Source organism: Arthrobacter sp. TJ-58 (assembly GCF_058269295.1).
The window spans coordinates 1,063,241-1,080,125 of sequence record NZ_JBZCNM010000001.1 but is presented as its reverse complement, the minus strand read 5'-3'; the positions used below and the strand labels follow the sequence as shown (position 1 = coordinate 1,080,125).

The window sequence follows — 16,885 nt, the reverse complement described above, 5'->3', positions numbered from 1 at the left end:
TCATCGAGAAAAAAATGTGTCGCAACGGAGTGTTTCGCAGCGATGTCGGTCTGCCGGTACACGCACCACCTGACGGATTAGTGCCCAGTAATGAATCGACTAATGGGGCTGAGTTAGCTTGCTAGGTGCTGGACGATGATGCCGTGGCCGTCGCTAAGCTTGATGTCCGCAAGAGCACCATTAATCAGCGGCATCTGTGGGGGTTGGTGTCCTATGTCGAAGTCAAAAATGACCGGTATCTCGAGGTCTCCGAGTGCGCGGCCCAAGGCTTGTGCGTGGTTCAAGCCACCGGTTTCGGCCGCGCTACTGCGACCGATGAGAATGCCGGACGCATGACGGAACCAGCCTGCCAGACGTAAGGACCAAAGCATCCGGAGTACGGATGGTGCATCGGAGCCAGCCGACTCAAGATAAACAATCACGCCCTCCGGTGCGTGGCGCTGAGCGAATCCGGGAACGTCTCCAAACCGCGAGCCGGCTAGGAGGGAGACAGTCTCCAGACAGCCACCGATGAGTCGCCCTCGCATGCTAACTGGCCCATCATCCAGAGATCGTCACTGAGTTGGGGTTTCGTAGGCGGAGTCGCGATCAAGAGGTTCATCGTTCCAGTCAACCCAAGGGCGTGAGCGGCGGTGGGGAGCCGAATGCTGTATGAATGAATCGCCCTCCGTCAGACCGGCGACTTCCGTCCAGCGTTGGAACTCCGTTGGTAACTCCCAGGGCTCATCCATCAAGTTCGCCCCGTGAAGCGTGGCTACTCCGGTGAGGATGGTGAGCGGCATCAGCAGGGTTGAGATGTCCGACCAGCCGACAAACCAGGTTCCTTCCTCGGCGATTGCATCCCAATCGAGGTGTTCCACGAGCTCGATTGCGAGTTCTCCACCCCACGGCGGTAGCACTGCACCAGCTCCTACGAAAGCTGCTGCTAGATCTTCCGCCCGCTCCTGTGCCGTAGCAGGCATAAGGCCGCCGACAGTGGCGTGGGGACGCAAATGAGGGTCGAAGCCATCGCGCTTCAGCGCGTTGGTAGCGGAGTACAACCGCTCGTGCAACTCCTTTGGGACACCCATGGATGGGGCGGGTATCTCAATTCGATCTCCGCTCTGAAGCGGCTTGGGGTAACGGATGGCAACCATCGCTCAAAGGTACCAACCCGTTCCACGTCCTCTTTCCTTTCAGCGAACCCAGAATTGATCGTGTTCGTAAGCCGGTGGTCATGCGTACGCGGTGCAGCTCACCCGGCGATGCGCGCATAAGGATCACTCTGGGGACCTGGTGGGAGTACAACCAGCTTTCACTGTCCAAAGAGAGCGAGGCCAATCCAGAAAATACCTACGATGATGTAGAAGAAACCCATGCCTTTGATGGTGCCGACATCTGCGAAGGTAAAGTTTTCAGGAGAGATTCCACGGCCTTCTTTATATAGGCGAGACCATGTTGTAGCGGCGTCGTTGATATCTCGAAAGACACAAACGCCGAGAATGACAACCATGACTCCCGCCGCCGCAAGAGCACTGCGTAGAGTCCACGCTGCGCCGGTCAGCGAGACAAGGAGGATACCCAGAAGAAATATTGGCGGTATGGCCCACCCAAGGGCTCGTACGGGTTGCGGCATCTCTCTTCCAAACCGCTTGATCATCCGAATCGTTTTGATGAGTTTCCCCTAAAAATAAGGATCGGCGGCAGCACGTCAATCATTCCGCCAATCGGTTAGGTCAATCGTAGGTGTGCTGTCACATCCGCATAGGACTGCCCGCACTCAAGCAACAAGGTGCAGTGCTGAGATACGGCCGAGGAAGCCCATGAGGAGGAAGGTGAGACGGGTTAGGCCCTTCGGGACCCGATCTTTCCGCCCGTATAAGCCGGTCCCCCAGCGCAACCGGACGAACCATACGTCGCGATCAGGAAACTGCGCGGAAGTTTGCTGGGATGGGATTCTTGCTTGCATCCATGGTGGGTGCCGGATCCGCCAACAAGAACACGTACTTTGCTGGTTCAAAAGTCAGTTGGCTGAGCAGGCGACGGTCAGCGCCCCTGCGAATACGACAAAAGTCGGAGCCATCGGCTGGGCTTCAGCTCCAGGAACGTGTGGACAGGACAACGAAATAGCCGTCGGGATCAGTGATGGTGACCCCATGCTCGTCCCAGTACGGATTACGTGCGCTCACCCGTCGTCCGCCTGCATTCTGAATGCTTTCCAGAAGATTGTCCTCAACTGGACCTTCAAGATATAAAACAAGAAGGTCCTCCTCACTCGGCGCGGGCACAATCTGCCGGTCCAGAACTAACTCGAGATGCCAATTGCCGCCCGGCCAGCCAATAAAAGCTATCTCTTCCAGCGTGCCAGTTTCGCTAGGCTTCCGCCCTTCCAGGGTCATGCCGAATCCTTCTACCCAGAAGCGTATTGCGGCATCCATATCCGTGGTCGGGCGTGCAATTCTTATGTGGGCGGCCGAGAGGGAAGTCATACATGCAGGCTACCAAGTGACATGATGCAGTTCGGGCAGACCTAGGTGCCCACCGCCGATCCCTTGGAAAAGCGGGGGTAGCAAGACCTTACCTGGCACTTTTCGCCGGGTTGCGACCGGCGTCGCGGCTTGGGGAGGTATTAGCCCGGCGACCGATGAGGAACCAAAGAAGCGAACCGATCACGGGGAAGGCAAACACCACGAGAACCCAGAGCGCCCGTGCGGTGCCGGTGAAATGGTGAGAGCGCGCAATACCGATGACAGCCGCTACAAAGAGGAGCAGTGCAAGCACCCCAATCCCTACAACGGTGAACTCCCACTGAGTGGGCACGATCGGATTTGCACCTTCAGCTGCTGCCCATACCAGCACTACAGTCCCCCTTTGTTTGGGCCCGCGTGATACGGACGCCATCTCCAACCTAGCGCTGATCTCGAGTTTCCCAAGGGATACCCAACCGCGACAGCGGCCCTCCCGTGACTCTGCTCGGGCCGACGATCCCGGTCAGCAGAACACCTTTGGACCCATCCGTGGCAGAACGGCAAAGCCGAACGGTTCAACCGGACCCTGCAGGAAGGCTGGGCCTACCGGCACGTCTTCACTTCCAACCAGGCCCGCACAGATGCCTTGGAACCGTGGTTAGACTTCTACAACAACCACCGGCCCCACGGCAGCCTCGGAGGCAAAGCACCCAACAGCCGGTGTAACTAACGTGTTGTCTGAGTACACCTAGAGGCCTTTATTCCTGCCTCGTCTGGCAAGCACCTGCTTGGAGTTCGGCGCATAGGCCTCCAGATCCTCGTGGCGTAGCCGCTCAGCTTCTGCCGCCTCCTCAGAGAATCTCGCTGCAAAGGCCTGTTCAGCTTTCGGGTTCGCTGCAGGCCTGCTGCTGCGGATAAGGACCTGTTCCCCCTGATCTCCGCTGTCGACTGAGACAGAAAAGCGCCACCCCAGCTCCGCTGACAGTCTTTCGGCCAGCTCGCGTCCTCTGCCGGTATGGCTGGCAGGGCGATCGCTCTTCTCGCTGGCTCTGCCTGCGTAATAGTCTGCCTCCCAAGCAGCCAAATCTGACTTGAGTTCCACACTCAGATTTGTATCTGGATACTCCATTGGCCCCCCTGGGACCCAGATAGGGGAATCACCATACCCCACAAAGAGACGGACAGTTCCCTCAGCTTCATCTGACCCATCATGCACTTTGATGCACCCTCCTAACCCTGCTCTGACATCAAATAATGCTGCCACCTCGTAGCCCACAGCTTCGTCCCACCGGCCCAAAAGTTGGTGACTTCCCCTTTCTCGGCCTCGGCTGTCTGGACCGGCGCCGCATCATCACGTGACCCCTTTACCAATCGGGGGTCTCGATCGACCCGTAAGCCAATCGCGAAACGCAACACTCCCCGGTACCGCTCAAGTAGTTGGTAACCGTAGGTTGCAGGCGCGGCCTCAGCCGTCCCGGTTACGAGGTCCCCGCTTCCGCTCCGTCAGCACCATGCTGATGAGCGCAGCAAAAACTACGACGGGCATGAGCCCCGTAACCACATGTATGAGGTCGGGAAAAATCAGACCAGTAATACCAAGGGCAACAACAATCACCAGCGCCGGCAACATGAAAGAAAACCGCAGCTTCATGTCAATTCCGTTTGATTTCACCGTTTTCCACTCTCTCCACTGCTCTAGTAGGACTGATCCCCACGGGCACGTGTGCGGAAACCCCCGTTCTTGCTGTGACCCTAGCGTACGAATCGCAGCGGTACCTGGTGAAGTTTCACATGCTCATGCGTCATCCAAGTCTCCGTAAGCCGATCGGCTTACGGGCGGGCCGCACATCGCATAAGACTGCGATCCTCCCTAAAATCCACCGCGGGGAGGCTACCCGACGGCGCCGGCTGACTCCGATAGATTCGGTGCATGCAACTGAGTCCCGGAACCGTCCTGAGGATTCAAGCAACTTGGGCGCGGATCCTCGGTCTACCCGAGGAATCCTTGGCAGAGAATGGCACGAGGATCTACCGCGAGAAAAGCGATAATTCTGTTCTCATGTTTGTTTCGTTGTTCGGGGTAGGCGTTGTATTTGGAGCCAAGTGGGCCATTGAGGTAGCTCGAGACCTTCCCGACCAAGAACTCGCAAGTCATGCAAAACTTCTGGAAATCAGCGTTCCGCATGGCGGACAGCCGCTGCGCGAGGCAGGACTATATTTTTGTGACACTGTGCCATCCGTCCCAGACCCCGGGCCGACCGTGAGCAGCGATCCAGAGCATGCTTTTGCTTTGGAGCGCGCCTGCTCGCAGGACGACGCGGCAGAAGTTGGCCTGAGCGAGATGAAGAATACGTTCGTCCTGTTGGACGATGATGGGCCGACACCACGTCCTTTGGCAGGATGTGGATACGACACCTGGGGAGCCAGCTTGGCGCATATGGGTGTTCTCACCGCACATGGTCAGCGGCGGCAGGGACATGCTGCCACGGCCGTTTCGATTGCCCTGGTTCATGCCATGGAATTGGGCCTCGTCCCGCAGTCGCGTGCCAGGACGGACAACACCGCTTCCATCCGCACGGCCCTCCGCGCGGGATTCACGCATGCTGGAACCCAAACGACTTTGCTCCTGAACGTCTAGTCTCCAGATGAACGGTTAAGGACACTTCAGCCGGACACTCCGCTCCACGTCCTCTTGGGGGTCCTACCCGTCTAAGGAGCAATAACCGAACGCATGAGCAACCGATGCAACAAAGGTTTTGGAAAGGCACCACCAATCTCGTACAGCCGCAGCCGGAAATCACTGCCGGCATCAGTGCGGTTGTGCGTTCACCCCGGTGAAAGATAGAGCCGATCCTTCCTGGCTGATAGCTCTTCTCGTGCAAAGATGCAGCACATGGGACCAGTTCACAGATTCGTCCGGTATCAGGCAGTTGAGCCAAATCACCGCGGAGCCAAGATAGGAATATTCGGGTTGGCCAACGGCCTAGCAAGGGAGAGCGCGCTCACATGGCAGGACTATCAGTGGGGGACCAAGGCTAACGCCTGGTACGACGACGCACGACGCACCAAAACGCGCTGAGCCAGGGGATTCCTTTGCCTGGACTACTGGCAACCTCGGGGTTCTGATTTCCTTGGCGAATGATGCGCCATCTTTTTAGTGGAAGCGCGCTGCCGGCAGGCACGCCTGTCGGCAGCAATCCGGCTCGCTCAGTTTTCGTGGAGCTAGAAAACTAGTTCAGGTGCTGGATGGCGTAGTCAGCCTCGGCGGGAGTGAACTGTTCTCCGTACTCGGACACGAGCTGGTCATAGATTTGGTTTGGCGAGAGGGACATTGTGTCCTGGTAATCCTTTGCTTTCGCCAATGCGTTCTGGTTCCAATCAGTCTCGACATTGTCCACTGCGTACTGGGCGGCTTCGGGTGAGAACTGGCCCCCGTACTCGGACACGAGCTGGTCATACAGTCCCTTTTTGGACATGTGCAATTTGTTCGCGTAGCTGTCCGCCTGGCGGAGTGCGGACCTGTACTCCGTAGGAACACTGCTTTCAGCCGCAGCCGACGGCTTCGAGTCAGCCGGCGCTGGCTCGGCTTCTGCCTGCTGTCCTCCAGCGGAGTTCAGGTGCTGGATGGCGTAATCAGCCTCGGCGGGAGTGAACTGTTCTCCGTACTCGGACACGAGCTGGTCATAGATTTGGTTTGGCGAGAGGGACATTGTGTCCTGGTAATCCTTTGCTTTCGCCAATGCGTTCTGGTTCCAATCAGTCTCGACATTGTCCACTGCGTACTGGGCGGCTTCGGGTGAGAACTGGCCCCCGTACTCGGACACGAGCTGGTCATACAGTCCCTTTTTGGACATGTGCAATTTGTTCGCGTAGCTGTCCGCCTGGCGGAGTGCGGACCTGTACTCCGTAGGAACACTGCTTTCAGCCGCAGCCGACGGCTTCGAGTCAGCCGGCGCTGGCTGGGCTTCTGTCTGCTGTCCTCCAGCGGAGTTCTCCTGATCCAGATCGGGGGTCTGGATTTCTCCGACCTCGGTAGAGGACTCGATCTTTGTGTCAGCAGTCGGCGGCTGGGCGGTGTTGGTGTCTTCTGCGTCGTTGAGTCCTGCAGCTCCGGCGAGCACCACGGCGATGCCGACAATCCACGGCCACTTTTTGCGCTTCTTCTTCGGTGTCTCCGTCGTTTCGCCGAATGATGGGTGGTGATGCAGTGGCTTGTTTGGTGCTGGTGACATAGCCAGGGTCTCCTTCCTCGTCTCGCTGCAACTTAATTTTATTTTCTTGGTCACAGTGGGGAAAGGCTCGTGCGTCACGGCGGGCTGTGGTGCTCGTCCCATCTGCGTTGGAGACCCTTTCCGGTGTGGCGGCGGAGCCGGTGCCAGCGAAACCCAGGTTCGCGGCCGCGTCGCTGCGCAACGCAGCGAGGGGACGTCTATGGCCGGAACTCCGCCGGCGATGCGACTGGATACCTGAAATTCCCGGAGCAGATGGAACCGCAATTAGGCGAGCTGGAGCAAGGCCTGCCGACGGCTGTCACGGATCAGGGTCTCGGGATGTTCAAATACGAGGACCTGCCGACCTACTTCGCCGTGCCGGTCCAATAGTCCGGACCGGCCTGCAATCCGAACATATCTGGTGCCGTCGAGGGTCGCCATGTCCGAACGTGACAGGGCGGTCAAGCCGTTCCAGGAAAGGGCGCTGGGCCGGAGCCCACCTGACACCAGTAGGAACTGGCCCCCTGAGGGATCCCTCAGCGGGCGCTCTGAGTTGTCCACTCAAGGATGACCAGTTGAAGACCAAGCCGAGCTGGAAAGTCGTGAGGCGCAGGTCGATCAGAATTCATAGATTATGGCCAGGTCATCCGACAGCAGCACCGTGTTCGGGAGATCGCGCAGTGCCTCGGCGTCAATTGAAATTCCTCGCAGTCGTGCGGCCTGCGCGTAGTGTCCCCACGGAAATGAACCGGGCTCGCTCGCATCCGCTTGCACCAGCGTGAGAACTTCTGAGATCACGTCAGCTGCGGAGCGTTTCCAGGAGACGGCCTCGATCCGCCCAAGCTTGAACGTGGATACTCCACGATCCATATCTAGACGAATCATCGATTCGTCCGATAGGCGCAGATACTGGGTCATTTTCATGTTCATTGATGGTCTGGAGTTTCCTGGAGTCGGATCATCAAGTTCGCAGATGATGACCAGGCCGGTGACCGAAAGGCTGGAAATGTCGAACGGCAGGCGCTGGACGGGCTCTGTATGGGCCGCTCCTCGTTATCTGTCATGTTGTAGAACAGCTTAGGTCGCAGCTACCGGCACGACCATCTCATGATGGTGTCCGTAAGCCGGTCTTCGAACGTGCGCTAGCCATACGCCAGTTGTGTTTAAGTTGGCCCAAATTGAGTGTCCGTTGCTGGCGTCTCTGTCACACTTGAGCCGGGAATCTGTGAACAATGATGAAGGAGGATCGTGGACCCAGTTGATGCCGCTGCGGCCAGGGCTTCAGGAACAGACAGCTCCGGGTCGGAGCCTTCCTCCAGGCTCTTCCGGGCCTCAGTTATTCTGCTGGTGCTCGCCCCACTATGTAGTGTCTTGGGCTGGAGCGGGGTTTTGTTCGTTGTCGGTCAGCACGCCGTCCCCGGGTGGGCCATCGGCGGTGTTCTGTTCGTGGTCTCTATGGTGTTGCTGAAGGTGGATGCGTTCAGGCAGCGATCCATCACCTTTACCGATCGAACCCGGCGCAGTCCGCGGCCCTGGTTCGTGACTCTGCTGGCCGTTGTCTCGGTTGCCTTCAGTGGCCTGAGTGCTCTGGATGATCTTTCCGGCGCATACTACGTCCTGCCACCGGCCAACAGCGATGGTTGTCGCGTAGCTGTGCGCGAGTTTTCGTTCCTGTTTGCCGGCAGGGGTACCGTTTACGTCGTCGGCGCAGCCGGCGTCGGCCGGGAAGTCAGTTCCTGGACAGCTGATGACGGGTACGAGCCGTTTAGCAGTGGAAATTATGAGCTTAAGTGGTACGACGACGGCGGTTCGCTCATCCTTCACAGCAACGGTGATCCAGTCTGGCCGGCTTTGCACGAGATCAACTGCTGACCGGCGTCTCTGTACCGCGGGCTGCAGGGTCCGTGTGTCGCAATTGCTGGTCATATTCTTTTGCCGGATGCGGGCGGGAAGCTGGACGGGCTATGTTGCCGTCGGGGGTGAATGCAGTTTTGGAGCGTCGCCGTCCACCATCATCTTGGCGGGAGTCCTTTGGGGTCTGGCGGTGTGGCTCATCTACGCATGGTGGCGCGAAGACCGGCGAGCATAAGGCCGGGCCATGGAAGGCGGGGAGTGCCGAGGCGGACAGGTGACGTGTCCGGCCAGGGATCGTCATAGGGGAGGATTTATCGCCGGCGTACCAAACGGGGACGTCGTCGGCACCTCAAACCAAGAATCGCTTTTGGGTTTGAGATGCCGATGGCCGAGTGCCGTCATCAGCAGGATCACGCCCAGCGCGGCACCCCATACGGTGAGGGTATCGAAGGCGAGGCGCTCGGTAATGCCGAGGCCCAGTGAAATCGATGGCCCACCGCTGATCGCATCGATGAAGAGAACAAAGCCGACGATCGAGAGTGCGATGCTCGCCAAGGTCAGGACTAACGCCCATCGTGCTGCCGTGCTGCCTTTAAGCGCGGAGGCGAGGAATGACATCGCGGCTTTCCCTGGCCGCAGCCGAGGCCAAGCCGACCACAGAAGGATGGCTCCGAATGGCGGTATCGTGCTGCTCCCCGGCAGCCGACTGAGCCCTACCCAGGCTGAGGACTTCTATAACAAGCTAAGAACGGGCATAACCGATGACCAGCTCCCGGATCATCTGCTTCAAAAGATCGACTTTGTTCACGACGGCGTTAGGCAGACTGTCCAGGTAGGGGATGAAGATTTCCGAGGAACAGGACCCGTAGTCGTTGTCATGGACCCCCTCATCTCCGCAACTCTTTTTCACCGTGACGCTCAACGCCGGACTGTCGGACTTCAACCCTTACTGGGTTGGAGCAACCGAGGTGAAAGGAGTTGAGTCCTTCCTGGACGATCAACTGCGGGCTCACGACCCTTCTGGCCGATGCAGATTCACCGGTTGCCCTCGGTGATAAAAGCAGATTGACCAGTGGCTGGTGAACCGTGTTGCTGGTTCCGCCCGCCTAACCGGCCGTTACCTGGCTATCACCACCGCCGAGCATCTGGTCTAACGACCGGAGGAGAAAAGAGCGGCGTGCTTAGGTCCGCGACCGGCAACCGCTCACGCGCATCCAACGGCCCGCCGTTACTGCCGGCGCTGTGGTGGACTCCTGTCACGCACCGAGGTGGACCGTCACTATAAAACGAGTCAATGTATCGAAAGCTGTACTTCCCACGGCGCTCCATCCTCGCCGCGAGAAAGGTCAAGAGTCTGCCGTAAATTGGTTGCTGATTTCCCATAGCTCTGTGCGGAGCTCTGATCGGTACGCGTCGGGGTGGGCGTGCGTTTCGGTTCCGCGGTCAAAAAACCGTCCTGTCATGTATGCGAGCTCGGAGTCAAAGGCCAGCCGCAGTGTGGATCGCACACCCGTGTCCAGGCTGTCGATACTCAGTTCCGGGGAGTCGAGCATCTTCGTCGGCATGTAGGTGCCGGGATGGAGGCTGTTAACGGTGAGGACTCCGGGGTCAAAACGTTCCCCCAGTTCCATTCCCGCCATAACCAGGGCCAGTTTCGACACTGAGTACGCGCGCTGGCGGGTGTATCCGTGAGCCATCGCCAGGTCATCGAAGTCAATAGAGGTCTGGCTGAGAGACGCCACGTTGACCACCCGGGCCGGCGCACCCGCCCGCAATAGGGGCAGCAGGCGCTTTGTCAGCAGGAAGGGTGCGAGGTGGTTGACCGCGAAACACAGTTCGTGGCCGTCCGCGCTGAGCTGGCGGGCGTGGCCGGAGCTCACGCCGGCATTGTTTACTAAAACGGATATGTCATCGGTCAGGCCGCGGATCCTTTCGGCGAGCCGAGCCACCTGTGCCAGCTCCGCGAAATCGGCCTGCACCGTGATGATGTCCGCCGGACCGCCGGCCAGCTCCTTTTCGAGCTTTTCCAGCCGCTCCTGGCTTCGACCGTGAAGGACCAATCGAATCCCGCTGTGGCCGGAGAGTTCGAATACCAGCGCCTTGCCGAGTCCGTCTGTGGCGCCAGTGATAAGGATTGTGGGCGTACCTCCCCGATCATTCGTAGGCAGGTGTACTCCGTTTATCGGCATCGCGATCAGACCGCCGGCGTCTCGGCGGTTCCCACAAGCCAGGCGCGGCCGATCGTGTGTTCGGCCATCATGAAGCCCAAGGTTGCCGGGGTGGCTTCGGCTGAGACCTCGATTTCGTCGATGTCGAGGGCCGTTACGGTGATGAAGTAGCGGTGCCGCCCGTGGCCGGCGGGCGGTGCGGCCCCGATGAACCGAGCTGCGCGCGCATCATTGGGAAGCTGCACGGCGACTTCAGGCAGGCGCGATCCGTCGTCGTCGCCGGCTCCTTCCGGGATGCTTGTGGAATTGGCAGGGATGTTAGCCACTGCCCAGTGCCAGAAGCCGGACCCAGTGGGCGCGTCCGGGTCATAGACAGTGACCGCGTAGCTCCTGGTTTCTGCAGGTGCCCCCGACCAAGAAAGTTGCGGAGATGCATCAAGGCCCCCTGGTACTCCGGACATGCCCGACCACTGTGAGAGAGCCAGAGGCCGCCCGTCGCTGAGGTTCTCGCTGGTAAGTGTGAAGGTTGGAACTTCCGGCAGTCGGGAGAATGGGTTGTTTTCGGTCATGGTGTTCCTGTCCGTGGTGGGCGAGCTAATTTATCGATTATTGCGTTAATAATCGATTATTTACAAGTGGCCCTATGATGGACGAATGACCCCTACTGTCAGCGCCGGGCGCCAAGCGCCCTCAGAACGCGTCTACTCGCTCTTACGGGCAGCGGTGCTGCACGGAGCCGTTCGGCCTGGGCAGCCACTCCGCCCCCAGGAATTGGCAGACCAGCACGGCGTGAGCCTCGCCGTCGCTCGGGAGTCGCTATTGCGGCTTGTTGGCGAGGGTCTAGCCGAGCGGCTGCCGAATCGCGGTTTCGCGGTCCCCACCGTCGCCGATGACCGGTGGCAGCAACTGGCGCAGGCCAGGGCGATCTTCGAGCCCACGATGCTTCGCATGTCTATCGAGCGAGGCGATCTGGATTGGGAGGCCCGGGTGCGGGCGGCACATCATCGACTCTCGGGAACGCCTCCGTACGAGCACGAGAGCGATGCTTATTTCTCGGATGCCTGGGCGGCTGTTCACCATGATTTCCACCGCACGCTGCTGGACGCCTGCGGCAACGAGGCGTTAATCGAGACATTCGATCGTATGTGGACCGCCACTGAGCTCGCCCGACGCTGGTCAGCCGCAATCGAACCGCACCGCGACGCGGCCGGCGAACACCGCGCGCTCGAAGAGGCAGCACTGGCGCGGGAGGCGGAGAAGGCAGCCGACTTGCTCACCCGGCACCTGACCGGTACCGCCACCGCCCTCTCGAGGCCACACTGACGGTGCGAAGCTGACAGGGTCAGACGGGTCTGGCTCCTTATTCGACCAGTGCTGACATACTCCTGATGGCCGTTTAGCTCGCTGGTGCACGACGGCGTCCTCATACCCCTGCCCCGATAGCTTTGCCACAGCGGCGGACTCGACCGACGGCGGCACTGCTCACGCGACGCCGTAGCCACCATCGTTCGCATTGCCGGCGGCAACTTCCGTCCGGTTGGCCGGCTCCTCACCCAGATAGCACGCGTCCCGGGCCTCAACAACCTCAGCAACGTCATCCCCGAAGCTGTCGACGCCGCCCGCGAAGCACTCCTAATCGGCCACTAACCGCTGTGAAAATGACAGCAGCCCCCTGCTGTCTCATTCTGTTGTCTTGCATCTTGGAATTCGAACCTCCGGGTCGAGCAGCGAGATACGAGCATGACCGAGTGAGAGGTCTCGAATCTCGAGGGTTAAGAGACGGCTGGCGGCGATTTCGGGAGCTCCCCGTCACCTCTCTATCGAGAGGACACCGATCGCCCAAGCGCGTGCTGCCGACGAGGCGAGAGCGGGCTGCTGATCGACTGCGACGACGTGACCGAGGTTCCCTGACGAAGAGAGCGCGGCAATCCCGTGCGCAAGTGTCCAAAGCTCGGCAGCACGTGAGGTTACACAGTTCACTGGGAGGAAGGGCGCGAGTGCTTCCTCGAGTTGCCCCTGGACCCGTGCGGCCTCGCGGAGCAGTTCTGGGTGCGCGTTTTTGTCCACTCCGTTGGCGAACATGGCTTCGAATCTCGCGGGGTCGGCTCTGGCGAACTCCCTGTACGCCACGACCACCTGAATGGCACGCTCTTCAAGGTTCGAACCGAGCCGCATGTTGGCGAACGCTGCCTGCAGCGATGCGAACGACGAGGCAGCGACCGCGGCGAGCATCGCATCACGATCAGCGAAGTGTCGGTACGGCGCACTCACTGATACTCCCGCGCGGCGGGCTGCTTCGGAGACGGAGAACCCCCGGGCGCCGCGTTCGCGGATGAGATCCTTGGTCGCTTGCAGGAGGGCGTTCCGCAGGTTGCCGTGGTGGTACTCGTTCCGTTCGCTCACCACCCTATGTTAGTGGCTCTCACACATGCTGTACTGTCATCCAATGTAAGAGCCTTTTACATTGGACGAAGGGTAAGCAGATGGATTACATGGGGACAGTCGCTGTCGTGACGGGTGCCAGTTCCGGGATCGGCGCTGAGTTCGCGCGGCACTTGAGCCAACGGGGAGCGGACGTCGTCCTCGTGGGGCGCCGAGCTGGTGTGCTCAAAGATCTCGGGAAGAAGATCACGGCCGAAACCGGCCGGAACACTTTGCCGATCACACTTGATCTCTCACGTCCGGGCGCTGCGGCTCGCCTTGTGGCTGAGATCGACGCCGCAGGGTGGACTGTGGACACACTCGTCAATTGCGCGGGGGCGGGGCTGACGAAGTCGTTCATTGAGACGACGTCGGAAGAACTCACCATGCAAATACAGCTTGATATTGGAGCCGTGGTCGAGATATCGCAGGCTTTCCTCCCACGCCTTGTCGCCTCGGGTCGTGGTGCGCTTGTCAACGTGGGGAGCCTGACCGGGTACACGCCCGTGCCGATGATGGCCGTTTACGCAGCCGCGAAGTCGTTCGTTATCCGCTTTACCGAAGCGCTCTCGCACGAGCTCCGCGACTCGTCGTTGCGGGTGATGGTCGTATCGCCAGGGCCGACCAGCTCGGAGTTCTTCGCGCGCAGCGGTACAAGTACCACGGGCGTCCGCTTCCAGACCCCAGCACAGGTGGTAGCCGAGGCGATGTCGGCTCTTGACCGGCGACGCGTACCGGTCAGCATCGTTTCCGGTGCCCCGAACCGGATGATGCGCCGCCTCGTGGGCGTGATGCCCACTGGATTGCAACTCCGACTCGCTACATCGACCGGGACCTGATACCGTCCTGGTCCGCATAGAGGTGGGGCGTGAGGAGGGAGCGGACCGACCGTATCGGTCCGGCACTACTCGCAGGCTGCTTTCCCCATGATTTGGAGCAGCTCGTCAGCCCTGTCCTAGGGGCCGCGTCCGCTCGTCCGAGGTTCATTACCCGTCTTCGTCCAGATCTGAGGAAACGCTGAGGTCCACTATTTGCATCTTCGGGCGAGGAATAGTTGCTGCTCGGCTTGGCTGAACGGGTATGGGGAGTCCGCATCGCTGTGGTCCCGCGGCAGCAGTACCCGTTCATGGTCGATTGCACGCCGCCCCGGTTGGGCGTATCCCTCGACCTGGTCAAGAATATTCCGCCGTGATCCCGGCATTGATCCTCTGGAACGACTTGCTGCCGTCGCCACCATGGTGGATTTGCCAGCACACTAGCTGTAGGGATGCCTAGAGAACGGGGAGGCTATGAGCGCGGAGTTGGTCATCAGTGTTCAGGGGCTGGAGAAGACTTTCGGAAGATTCCAGGCTCTGAACGGGCTGGACCTACAGGTTCAGCGCGGGCAGGTGCACGGTTTTCTGGGGCCAAACGGTGCAGGGAAGTCAACAACTATCCGCGTGCTCTTGGGGTTGTTGAAGGCCGACGACGGAGACCTGCATGTCCTGGGAAAGGATCCGTGGCGGGAGGCCGTGCCGCTGCATCGGCGCCTTGCCTATGTGCCGGGCGATGTCGCGTTGTGGCCGGGCATGACCGGCGGCGAGGCGATCGACCTGCTGGGATCACTCCGCGGCGGGCTGGACGAGGGCCGGCGGGCGGAACTGATCCAGCGGTTTGAGCTGGATCCCGCGAAGCGGGGCCGCCAGTACTCCAAGGGCAACCGGCAAAAGGTAGCCATCGTCGCCGCCCTGGCCTCCGACGTCGAGCTCCTGATCCTCGACGAGCCAACCAGCGGTCTGGACCCGCTGATGGAGAACGTCTTCCAGGAAGTGATCGGTGAGGCGAAGCAACGCGGCACCACGGTGCTGCTCAGCAGCCATATCCTCGCCGAAGTCGAAACCCTTGCGGACCGGGTGAGCATTATCCGGGACGGACGGATCGTGGAGGAAGGCACGCTGGCCCAGCTTCGCGGCCATACCACCGCCGCCGTCCACGCCACTCTGGAACGTGACCCGCAGCCCGGCCAGCTGACCGCATTCGGGGACGTGCACCTGGACGGCGGCAAACTCACGGCTGTGGTGGAGAGCGCACGGGTGGGTGAGGCAATGGCAGCACTCATCCCGTTCGGCATCACGTCGCTGACCGTTGAACCGCCCTCGCTGGAGAGCCTCTTTCTGCGGCTGTACGACGACGCCCCCTCCGCTGGGGGCGCCCGTGAGTAACGCTCTGACGGGTACCGGGCCCCTGCTGAGGGCTGTTTTCCGGTTCGACGGACGTAGCTTTGTGCCGTGGATCCTGATCGCGACGGCACTCTCTGCGTCCTCCGTGCTCGTCTACCCCTGGGTCTTTCCCACTCAGCAGGACCGCCTCGGACTAGCCCTTGCCATTGGCTCCAACCCGGCACTGGGCCTGATCTTCGGGCCGGCCTACGATCTGAGCACCGACGACGGTTTCAACGCCTGGCGCAGCCTCGCCCTGGGCGGTTTCCTCGCCGCACTCGGATCGATTTTCACCGTCACCCGGTCCAGCCGGGGCCAGGAGGACTCCGGACAGGCCGAGCTGCTGGCCTCCGGTGTGCTGGGCCGGGGCAGCCGCCTGCTGGCGGGAGTGAGCCTGGCACTGACCGGCTCGGTGGTTCTGGGAGCCGTCGCCGGAGTCGTCACCGCCTGGTGCGGCGGCGGCTGGAATGCCTCCCTGCTGCTGGGAGCAACGTTCACTGCCACCGGTTGGATGTTCGCTGCGGTCGCCGCCGTGACCGCGCAGCTGGGATCCGATGCGCGGACGGCGAACTCGCTGGCTGTGGGTACCTTCGGCGCGCTGTTCCTGCTGCGCGGCTTCCTGTATTCGGTGGAGGCACCGGACTGGACGTCCTGGGCAAATCCGTTGAGTTGGATGACGGAAACCCGGCCGGCCAGCGGCAACCACTGGTGGCCGCTGCTCCCCGCAATGGCCCTCACCCTGGTCCTGCTCGGTATAGCCTTCCTGCTGCAGTCGCGTCGCGACTTCGGGCAGGGGGCAATCGTCCCCGGACCCGGCCCCGCCCGGGGCAGGGTTGGAACTCCGTGGAGTCTGGCGGTCCGGCTGAACCGCGCCCCGCTCCTGACGTGGACCGTTGCATTCGTGATAATTGGGGTGGTCTTCGGGTTTTTTGCCCGCTCCTTTAAGGACATCCTGAGCGGTGACAGTGCAGCCGCCTCGGTTCTCGCATCCGGTGCAGCTACACCCGATGGCCTCGCGCCGGCCTTCCTGGTGACGATTCTGAGCCTGGCCGGGATCATTGCGGCCGTTCCCGGCGTGCAGATCCTGCAGAAGGTGCGGACCGAGGAGCTGGCGGACCGGCTGGAGCCCGTTCTGGCCGCCGCCGTTTCGCGCTCCCGATACTTCACGGCAAACGTCATGCTCGCATTGGCCGCACCAACCATCTACCTGCTTCTCGCTGGAGCCATCATCACGGCGCTGGCCTCCGGGGACCTTGGCATCGACGCCGGTAAGGTTCTGCTGCAGGCCGTCGTGACGGTTCCGGCCGTATGGACGGCCACGGCCGTCTCGGTGGCGGTCGTCGGTGCGCGGCCGCAGGTGGTAATCGCGTCCTGGGCCGGTGTGTTTATTTCCTTCGTGCTCACGTTGCTGGGCCCCACGTTCAGGCTCTGGGACTGGGTACTGGCGATCAGTCCGTTCTGGCACGTTCCCAACGTTTCCGCCGACGACGCCGGGTGGGCCGGGTTGGCGGGAATCACCGCCGTCACCGCTGCGTTCCTGTTGATCGGGTTCACTGGTTTTCGCCGTCGGGACCTCGATGGGTAGC

Annotated in this window: 20 protein-coding genes and 1 pseudogene; 7 read left to right on the top strand and 14 right to left on the bottom strand. The window is 60.8% G+C overall.

What is annotated here, in order from left to right; translation table 11 throughout:
- Positions 1-113 precede the first annotated feature (113 nt).
- The 5 genes from AC4D2W_RS04975 to AC4D2W_RS04955 form a co-directional block, all read right to left on the bottom strand.
- Entirely contained in the window at positions 114-527 is a 414-nt protein-coding gene (locus tag AC4D2W_RS04975; protein ID WP_490925780.1) for a S66 peptidase family protein, read from the bottom strand.
- Positions 528-554: 27 nt separating this feature from the next.
- Positions 555-1,136 carry an LD-carboxypeptidase gene (locus AC4D2W_RS04970; protein WP_490925779.1) on the bottom strand — a complete coding sequence of 194 codons (582 nt, stop codon included), beginning with the start codon at positions 1,134-1,136 and terminating at the stop codon, positions 555-557.
- Between the two features lie 158 nt (positions 1,137-1,294).
- Positions 1,295-1,639: a hypothetical protein gene (locus tag AC4D2W_RS04965; protein WP_490925778.1), complete on the bottom strand. Its 345-nt coding sequence runs from the start codon at positions 1,637-1,639 to the stop codon at positions 1,295-1,297.
- Between the two features lie 433 nt (positions 1,640-2,072).
- On the bottom strand, positions 2,073-2,468 hold the full coding sequence (locus AC4D2W_RS04960; RefSeq protein WP_490925777.1) for a VOC family protein: 396 nt from the start codon (positions 2,466-2,468) through the stop codon (positions 2,073-2,075).
- A gap of 88 nt (positions 2,469-2,556) precedes the next feature.
- The gene (locus AC4D2W_RS04955) at positions 2,557-2,838 is read right to left on the bottom strand and encodes a PLD nuclease N-terminal domain-containing protein (protein ID WP_490925776.1); all 282 of its coding nucleotides are present in this window, start codon (positions 2,836-2,838) and stop codon (positions 2,557-2,559) included.
- A gap of 156 nt (positions 2,839-2,994) precedes the next feature.
- On the opposite strand from AC4D2W_RS04955, the pseudogene AC4D2W_RS04950 reads away from it, so the two are divergent.
- Positions 2,995-3,177, top strand: a pseudogene (locus tag AC4D2W_RS04950) (integrase core domain-containing protein); the annotation flags it as partial.
- A gap of 18 nt (positions 3,178-3,195) precedes the next feature.
- On the opposite strand, the gene AC4D2W_RS04945 reads toward AC4D2W_RS04950, so the two are convergent.
- On the bottom strand, positions 3,196-3,618 hold the full coding sequence (locus AC4D2W_RS04945; protein WP_490926027.1) for a hypothetical protein: 423 nt from the start codon (positions 3,616-3,618) through the stop codon (positions 3,196-3,198).
- A 294-nt stretch (positions 3,619-3,912) separates the two neighbouring features.
- On the bottom strand, positions 3,913-4,119 hold the full coding sequence (locus tag AC4D2W_RS04940) for a hypothetical protein (protein WP_490925775.1): 207 nt from the start codon (positions 4,117-4,119) through the stop codon (positions 3,913-3,915).
- 258 nt (positions 4,120-4,377) lie between these two features.
- Here AC4D2W_RS04940 and AC4D2W_RS04935 point away from each other — a divergent pair, with 258 nt between their 5' ends.
- The gene (locus tag AC4D2W_RS04935) at positions 4,378-5,085 is read left to right on the top strand and encodes a GNAT family N-acetyltransferase (protein ID WP_490925774.1); all 708 of its coding nucleotides are present in this window, start codon (positions 4,378-4,380) and stop codon (positions 5,083-5,085) included.
- 592 nt (positions 5,086-5,677) lie between these two features.
- Here AC4D2W_RS04935 and AC4D2W_RS04930 read toward each other — a convergent pair.
- Positions 5,678-6,679, bottom strand: coding sequence for an Ltp family lipoprotein (locus AC4D2W_RS04930; protein WP_490925773.1), 1,002 nt, complete (start codon positions 6,677-6,679; stop codon positions 5,678-5,680).
- A 597-nt stretch (positions 6,680-7,276) separates the two neighbouring features.
- Entirely contained in the window at positions 7,277-7,588 is a 312-nt protein-coding gene (locus AC4D2W_RS04925; protein WP_490925772.1) for a hypothetical protein, read from the bottom strand.
- A 441-nt stretch (positions 7,589-8,029) separates the two neighbouring features.
- Here AC4D2W_RS04925 and AC4D2W_RS04920 point away from each other — a divergent pair, with 441 nt between their 5' ends.
- On the top strand, positions 8,030-8,530 hold the full coding sequence (locus AC4D2W_RS04920; protein WP_490925771.1) for a hypothetical protein: 501 nt from the start codon (positions 8,030-8,032) through the stop codon (positions 8,528-8,530).
- 279 nt (positions 8,531-8,809) lie between these two features.
- Here AC4D2W_RS04920 and AC4D2W_RS04915 read toward each other — a convergent pair whose 3' ends face one another.
- From AC4D2W_RS04915 to AC4D2W_RS04900, 4 genes are all read right to left on the bottom strand, one after another.
- Positions 8,810-9,130 carry a hypothetical protein gene (locus tag AC4D2W_RS04915; protein ID WP_490925770.1) on the bottom strand — a complete coding sequence of 107 codons (321 nt, stop codon included), beginning with the start codon at positions 9,128-9,130 and terminating at the stop codon, positions 8,810-8,812.
- A gap of 124 nt (positions 9,131-9,254) precedes the next feature.
- The gene (locus AC4D2W_RS04910) at positions 9,255-9,455 is read right to left on the bottom strand and encodes a hypothetical protein (protein ID WP_490925769.1); all 201 of its coding nucleotides are present in this window, start codon (positions 9,453-9,455) and stop codon (positions 9,255-9,257) included.
- A gap of 403 nt (positions 9,456-9,858) precedes the next feature.
- Positions 9,859-10,701 carry an SDR family NAD(P)-dependent oxidoreductase gene (locus tag AC4D2W_RS04905; RefSeq protein ID WP_490925768.1) on the bottom strand — a complete coding sequence of 281 codons (843 nt, stop codon included), beginning with the start codon at positions 10,699-10,701 and terminating at the stop codon, positions 9,859-9,861.
- A 5-nt stretch (positions 10,702-10,706) separates the two neighbouring features.
- On the bottom strand, positions 10,707-11,249 hold the full coding sequence (locus AC4D2W_RS04900; protein ID WP_490925767.1) for a YbhB/YbcL family Raf kinase inhibitor-like protein: 543 nt from the start codon (positions 11,247-11,249) through the stop codon (positions 10,707-10,709).
- Positions 11,250-11,334: 85 nt separating this feature from the next.
- On the opposite strand from AC4D2W_RS04900, the gene AC4D2W_RS04895 reads away from it, so the two are divergent.
- Positions 11,335-12,003, top strand: coding sequence for a GntR family transcriptional regulator (locus AC4D2W_RS04895; protein WP_490925766.1), 669 nt, complete (start codon positions 11,335-11,337; stop codon positions 12,001-12,003).
- A gap of 486 nt (positions 12,004-12,489) precedes the next feature.
- Here the strand turns inward: AC4D2W_RS04895 and AC4D2W_RS04890 are convergent, their stop codons facing one another.
- Positions 12,490-13,083: a TetR/AcrR family transcriptional regulator gene (locus AC4D2W_RS04890; RefSeq protein ID WP_490925765.1), complete on the bottom strand. Its 594-nt coding sequence runs from the start codon at positions 13,081-13,083 to the stop codon at positions 12,490-12,492.
- A gap of 80 nt (positions 13,084-13,163) precedes the next feature.
- Between AC4D2W_RS04890 and AC4D2W_RS04885 the strand changes: the two genes are divergently transcribed.
- The 3 genes from AC4D2W_RS04885 to AC4D2W_RS04875 all read left to right on the top strand — a co-directional run bounded on the left by AC4D2W_RS04885 (position 13,164) and on the right by AC4D2W_RS04875 (position 16,884).
- Positions 13,164-13,940 (top strand): SDR family NAD(P)-dependent oxidoreductase, encoded by a 777-nt coding sequence (locus AC4D2W_RS04885; RefSeq protein ID WP_490925764.1) that lies wholly within the window; start codon positions 13,164-13,166, stop codon positions 13,938-13,940.
- Positions 13,941-14,390: 450 nt separating this feature from the next.
- Positions 14,391-15,302 (top strand): ABC transporter ATP-binding protein, encoded by a 912-nt coding sequence (locus AC4D2W_RS04880; RefSeq protein ID WP_490925763.1) that lies wholly within the window; start codon positions 14,391-14,393, stop codon positions 15,300-15,302.
- Entirely contained in the window at positions 15,295-16,884 is a 1,590-nt protein-coding gene (locus AC4D2W_RS04875; RefSeq protein ID WP_490925762.1) for an ABC transporter permease, read from the top strand. Before AC4D2W_RS04880 ends, AC4D2W_RS04875 begins: the two co-directional genes overlap by 8 nt.
- The last annotated feature ends 1 nt before the right edge of the window (position 16,885 follow it).

Excerpts from the sequence above, each read along its gene's own strand:
- AC4D2W_RS04925 (WP_490925772.1), bottom strand. The coding sequence starts at position 7,588 with ATGAACATGAAAATGACCCAGTATCTGCGCCTATCGGACGAATCGATG.
- AC4D2W_RS04930 (WP_490925773.1), bottom strand. The coding sequence starts at position 6,679 with ATGTCACCAGCACCAAACAAGCCACTGCATCACCACCCATCATTCGGC.
- AC4D2W_RS04915 (WP_490925770.1), bottom strand. The coding sequence starts at position 9,130 with ATGTCATTCCTCGCCTCCGCGCTTAAAGGCAGCACGGCAGCACGATGG.
- AC4D2W_RS04965 (WP_490925778.1), bottom strand. The coding sequence starts at position 1,639 with ATGATCAAGCGGTTTGGAAGAGAGATGCCGCAACCCGTACGAGCCCTT.
- AC4D2W_RS04935 (WP_490925774.1), top strand. The coding sequence starts at position 4,378 with ATGCAACTGAGTCCCGGAACCGTCCTGAGGATTCAAGCAACTTGGGCG.
- AC4D2W_RS04885 (WP_490925764.1), top strand. The coding sequence starts at position 13,164 with ATGGATTACATGGGGACAGTCGCTGTCGTGACGGGTGCCAGTTCCGGG.
- AC4D2W_RS04895 (WP_490925766.1), top strand. The coding sequence starts at position 11,335 with ATGACCCCTACTGTCAGCGCCGGGCGCCAAGCGCCCTCAGAACGCGTC.
- AC4D2W_RS04905 (WP_490925768.1), bottom strand. The coding sequence starts at position 10,701 with ATGCCGATAAACGGAGTACACCTGCCTACGAATGATCGGGGAGGTACG.
- AC4D2W_RS04960 (WP_490925777.1), bottom strand. The coding sequence starts at position 2,468 with ATGACTTCCCTCTCGGCCGCCCACATAAGAATTGCACGCCCGACCACG.
- AC4D2W_RS04900 (WP_490925767.1), bottom strand. The coding sequence starts at position 11,249 with ATGACCGAAAACAACCCATTCTCCCGACTGCCGGAAGTTCCAACCTTC.
- AC4D2W_RS04970 (WP_490925779.1), bottom strand. The coding sequence starts at position 1,136 with ATGGTTGCCATCCGTTACCCCAAGCCGCTTCAGAGCGGAGATCGAATT.
- AC4D2W_RS04880 (WP_490925763.1), top strand. The coding sequence starts at position 14,391 with ATGAGCGCGGAGTTGGTCATCAGTGTTCAGGGGCTGGAGAAGACTTTC.
- AC4D2W_RS04975 (WP_490925780.1), bottom strand. The coding sequence starts at position 527 with ATGCGAGGGCGACTCATCGGTGGCTGTCTGGAGACTGTCTCCCTCCTA.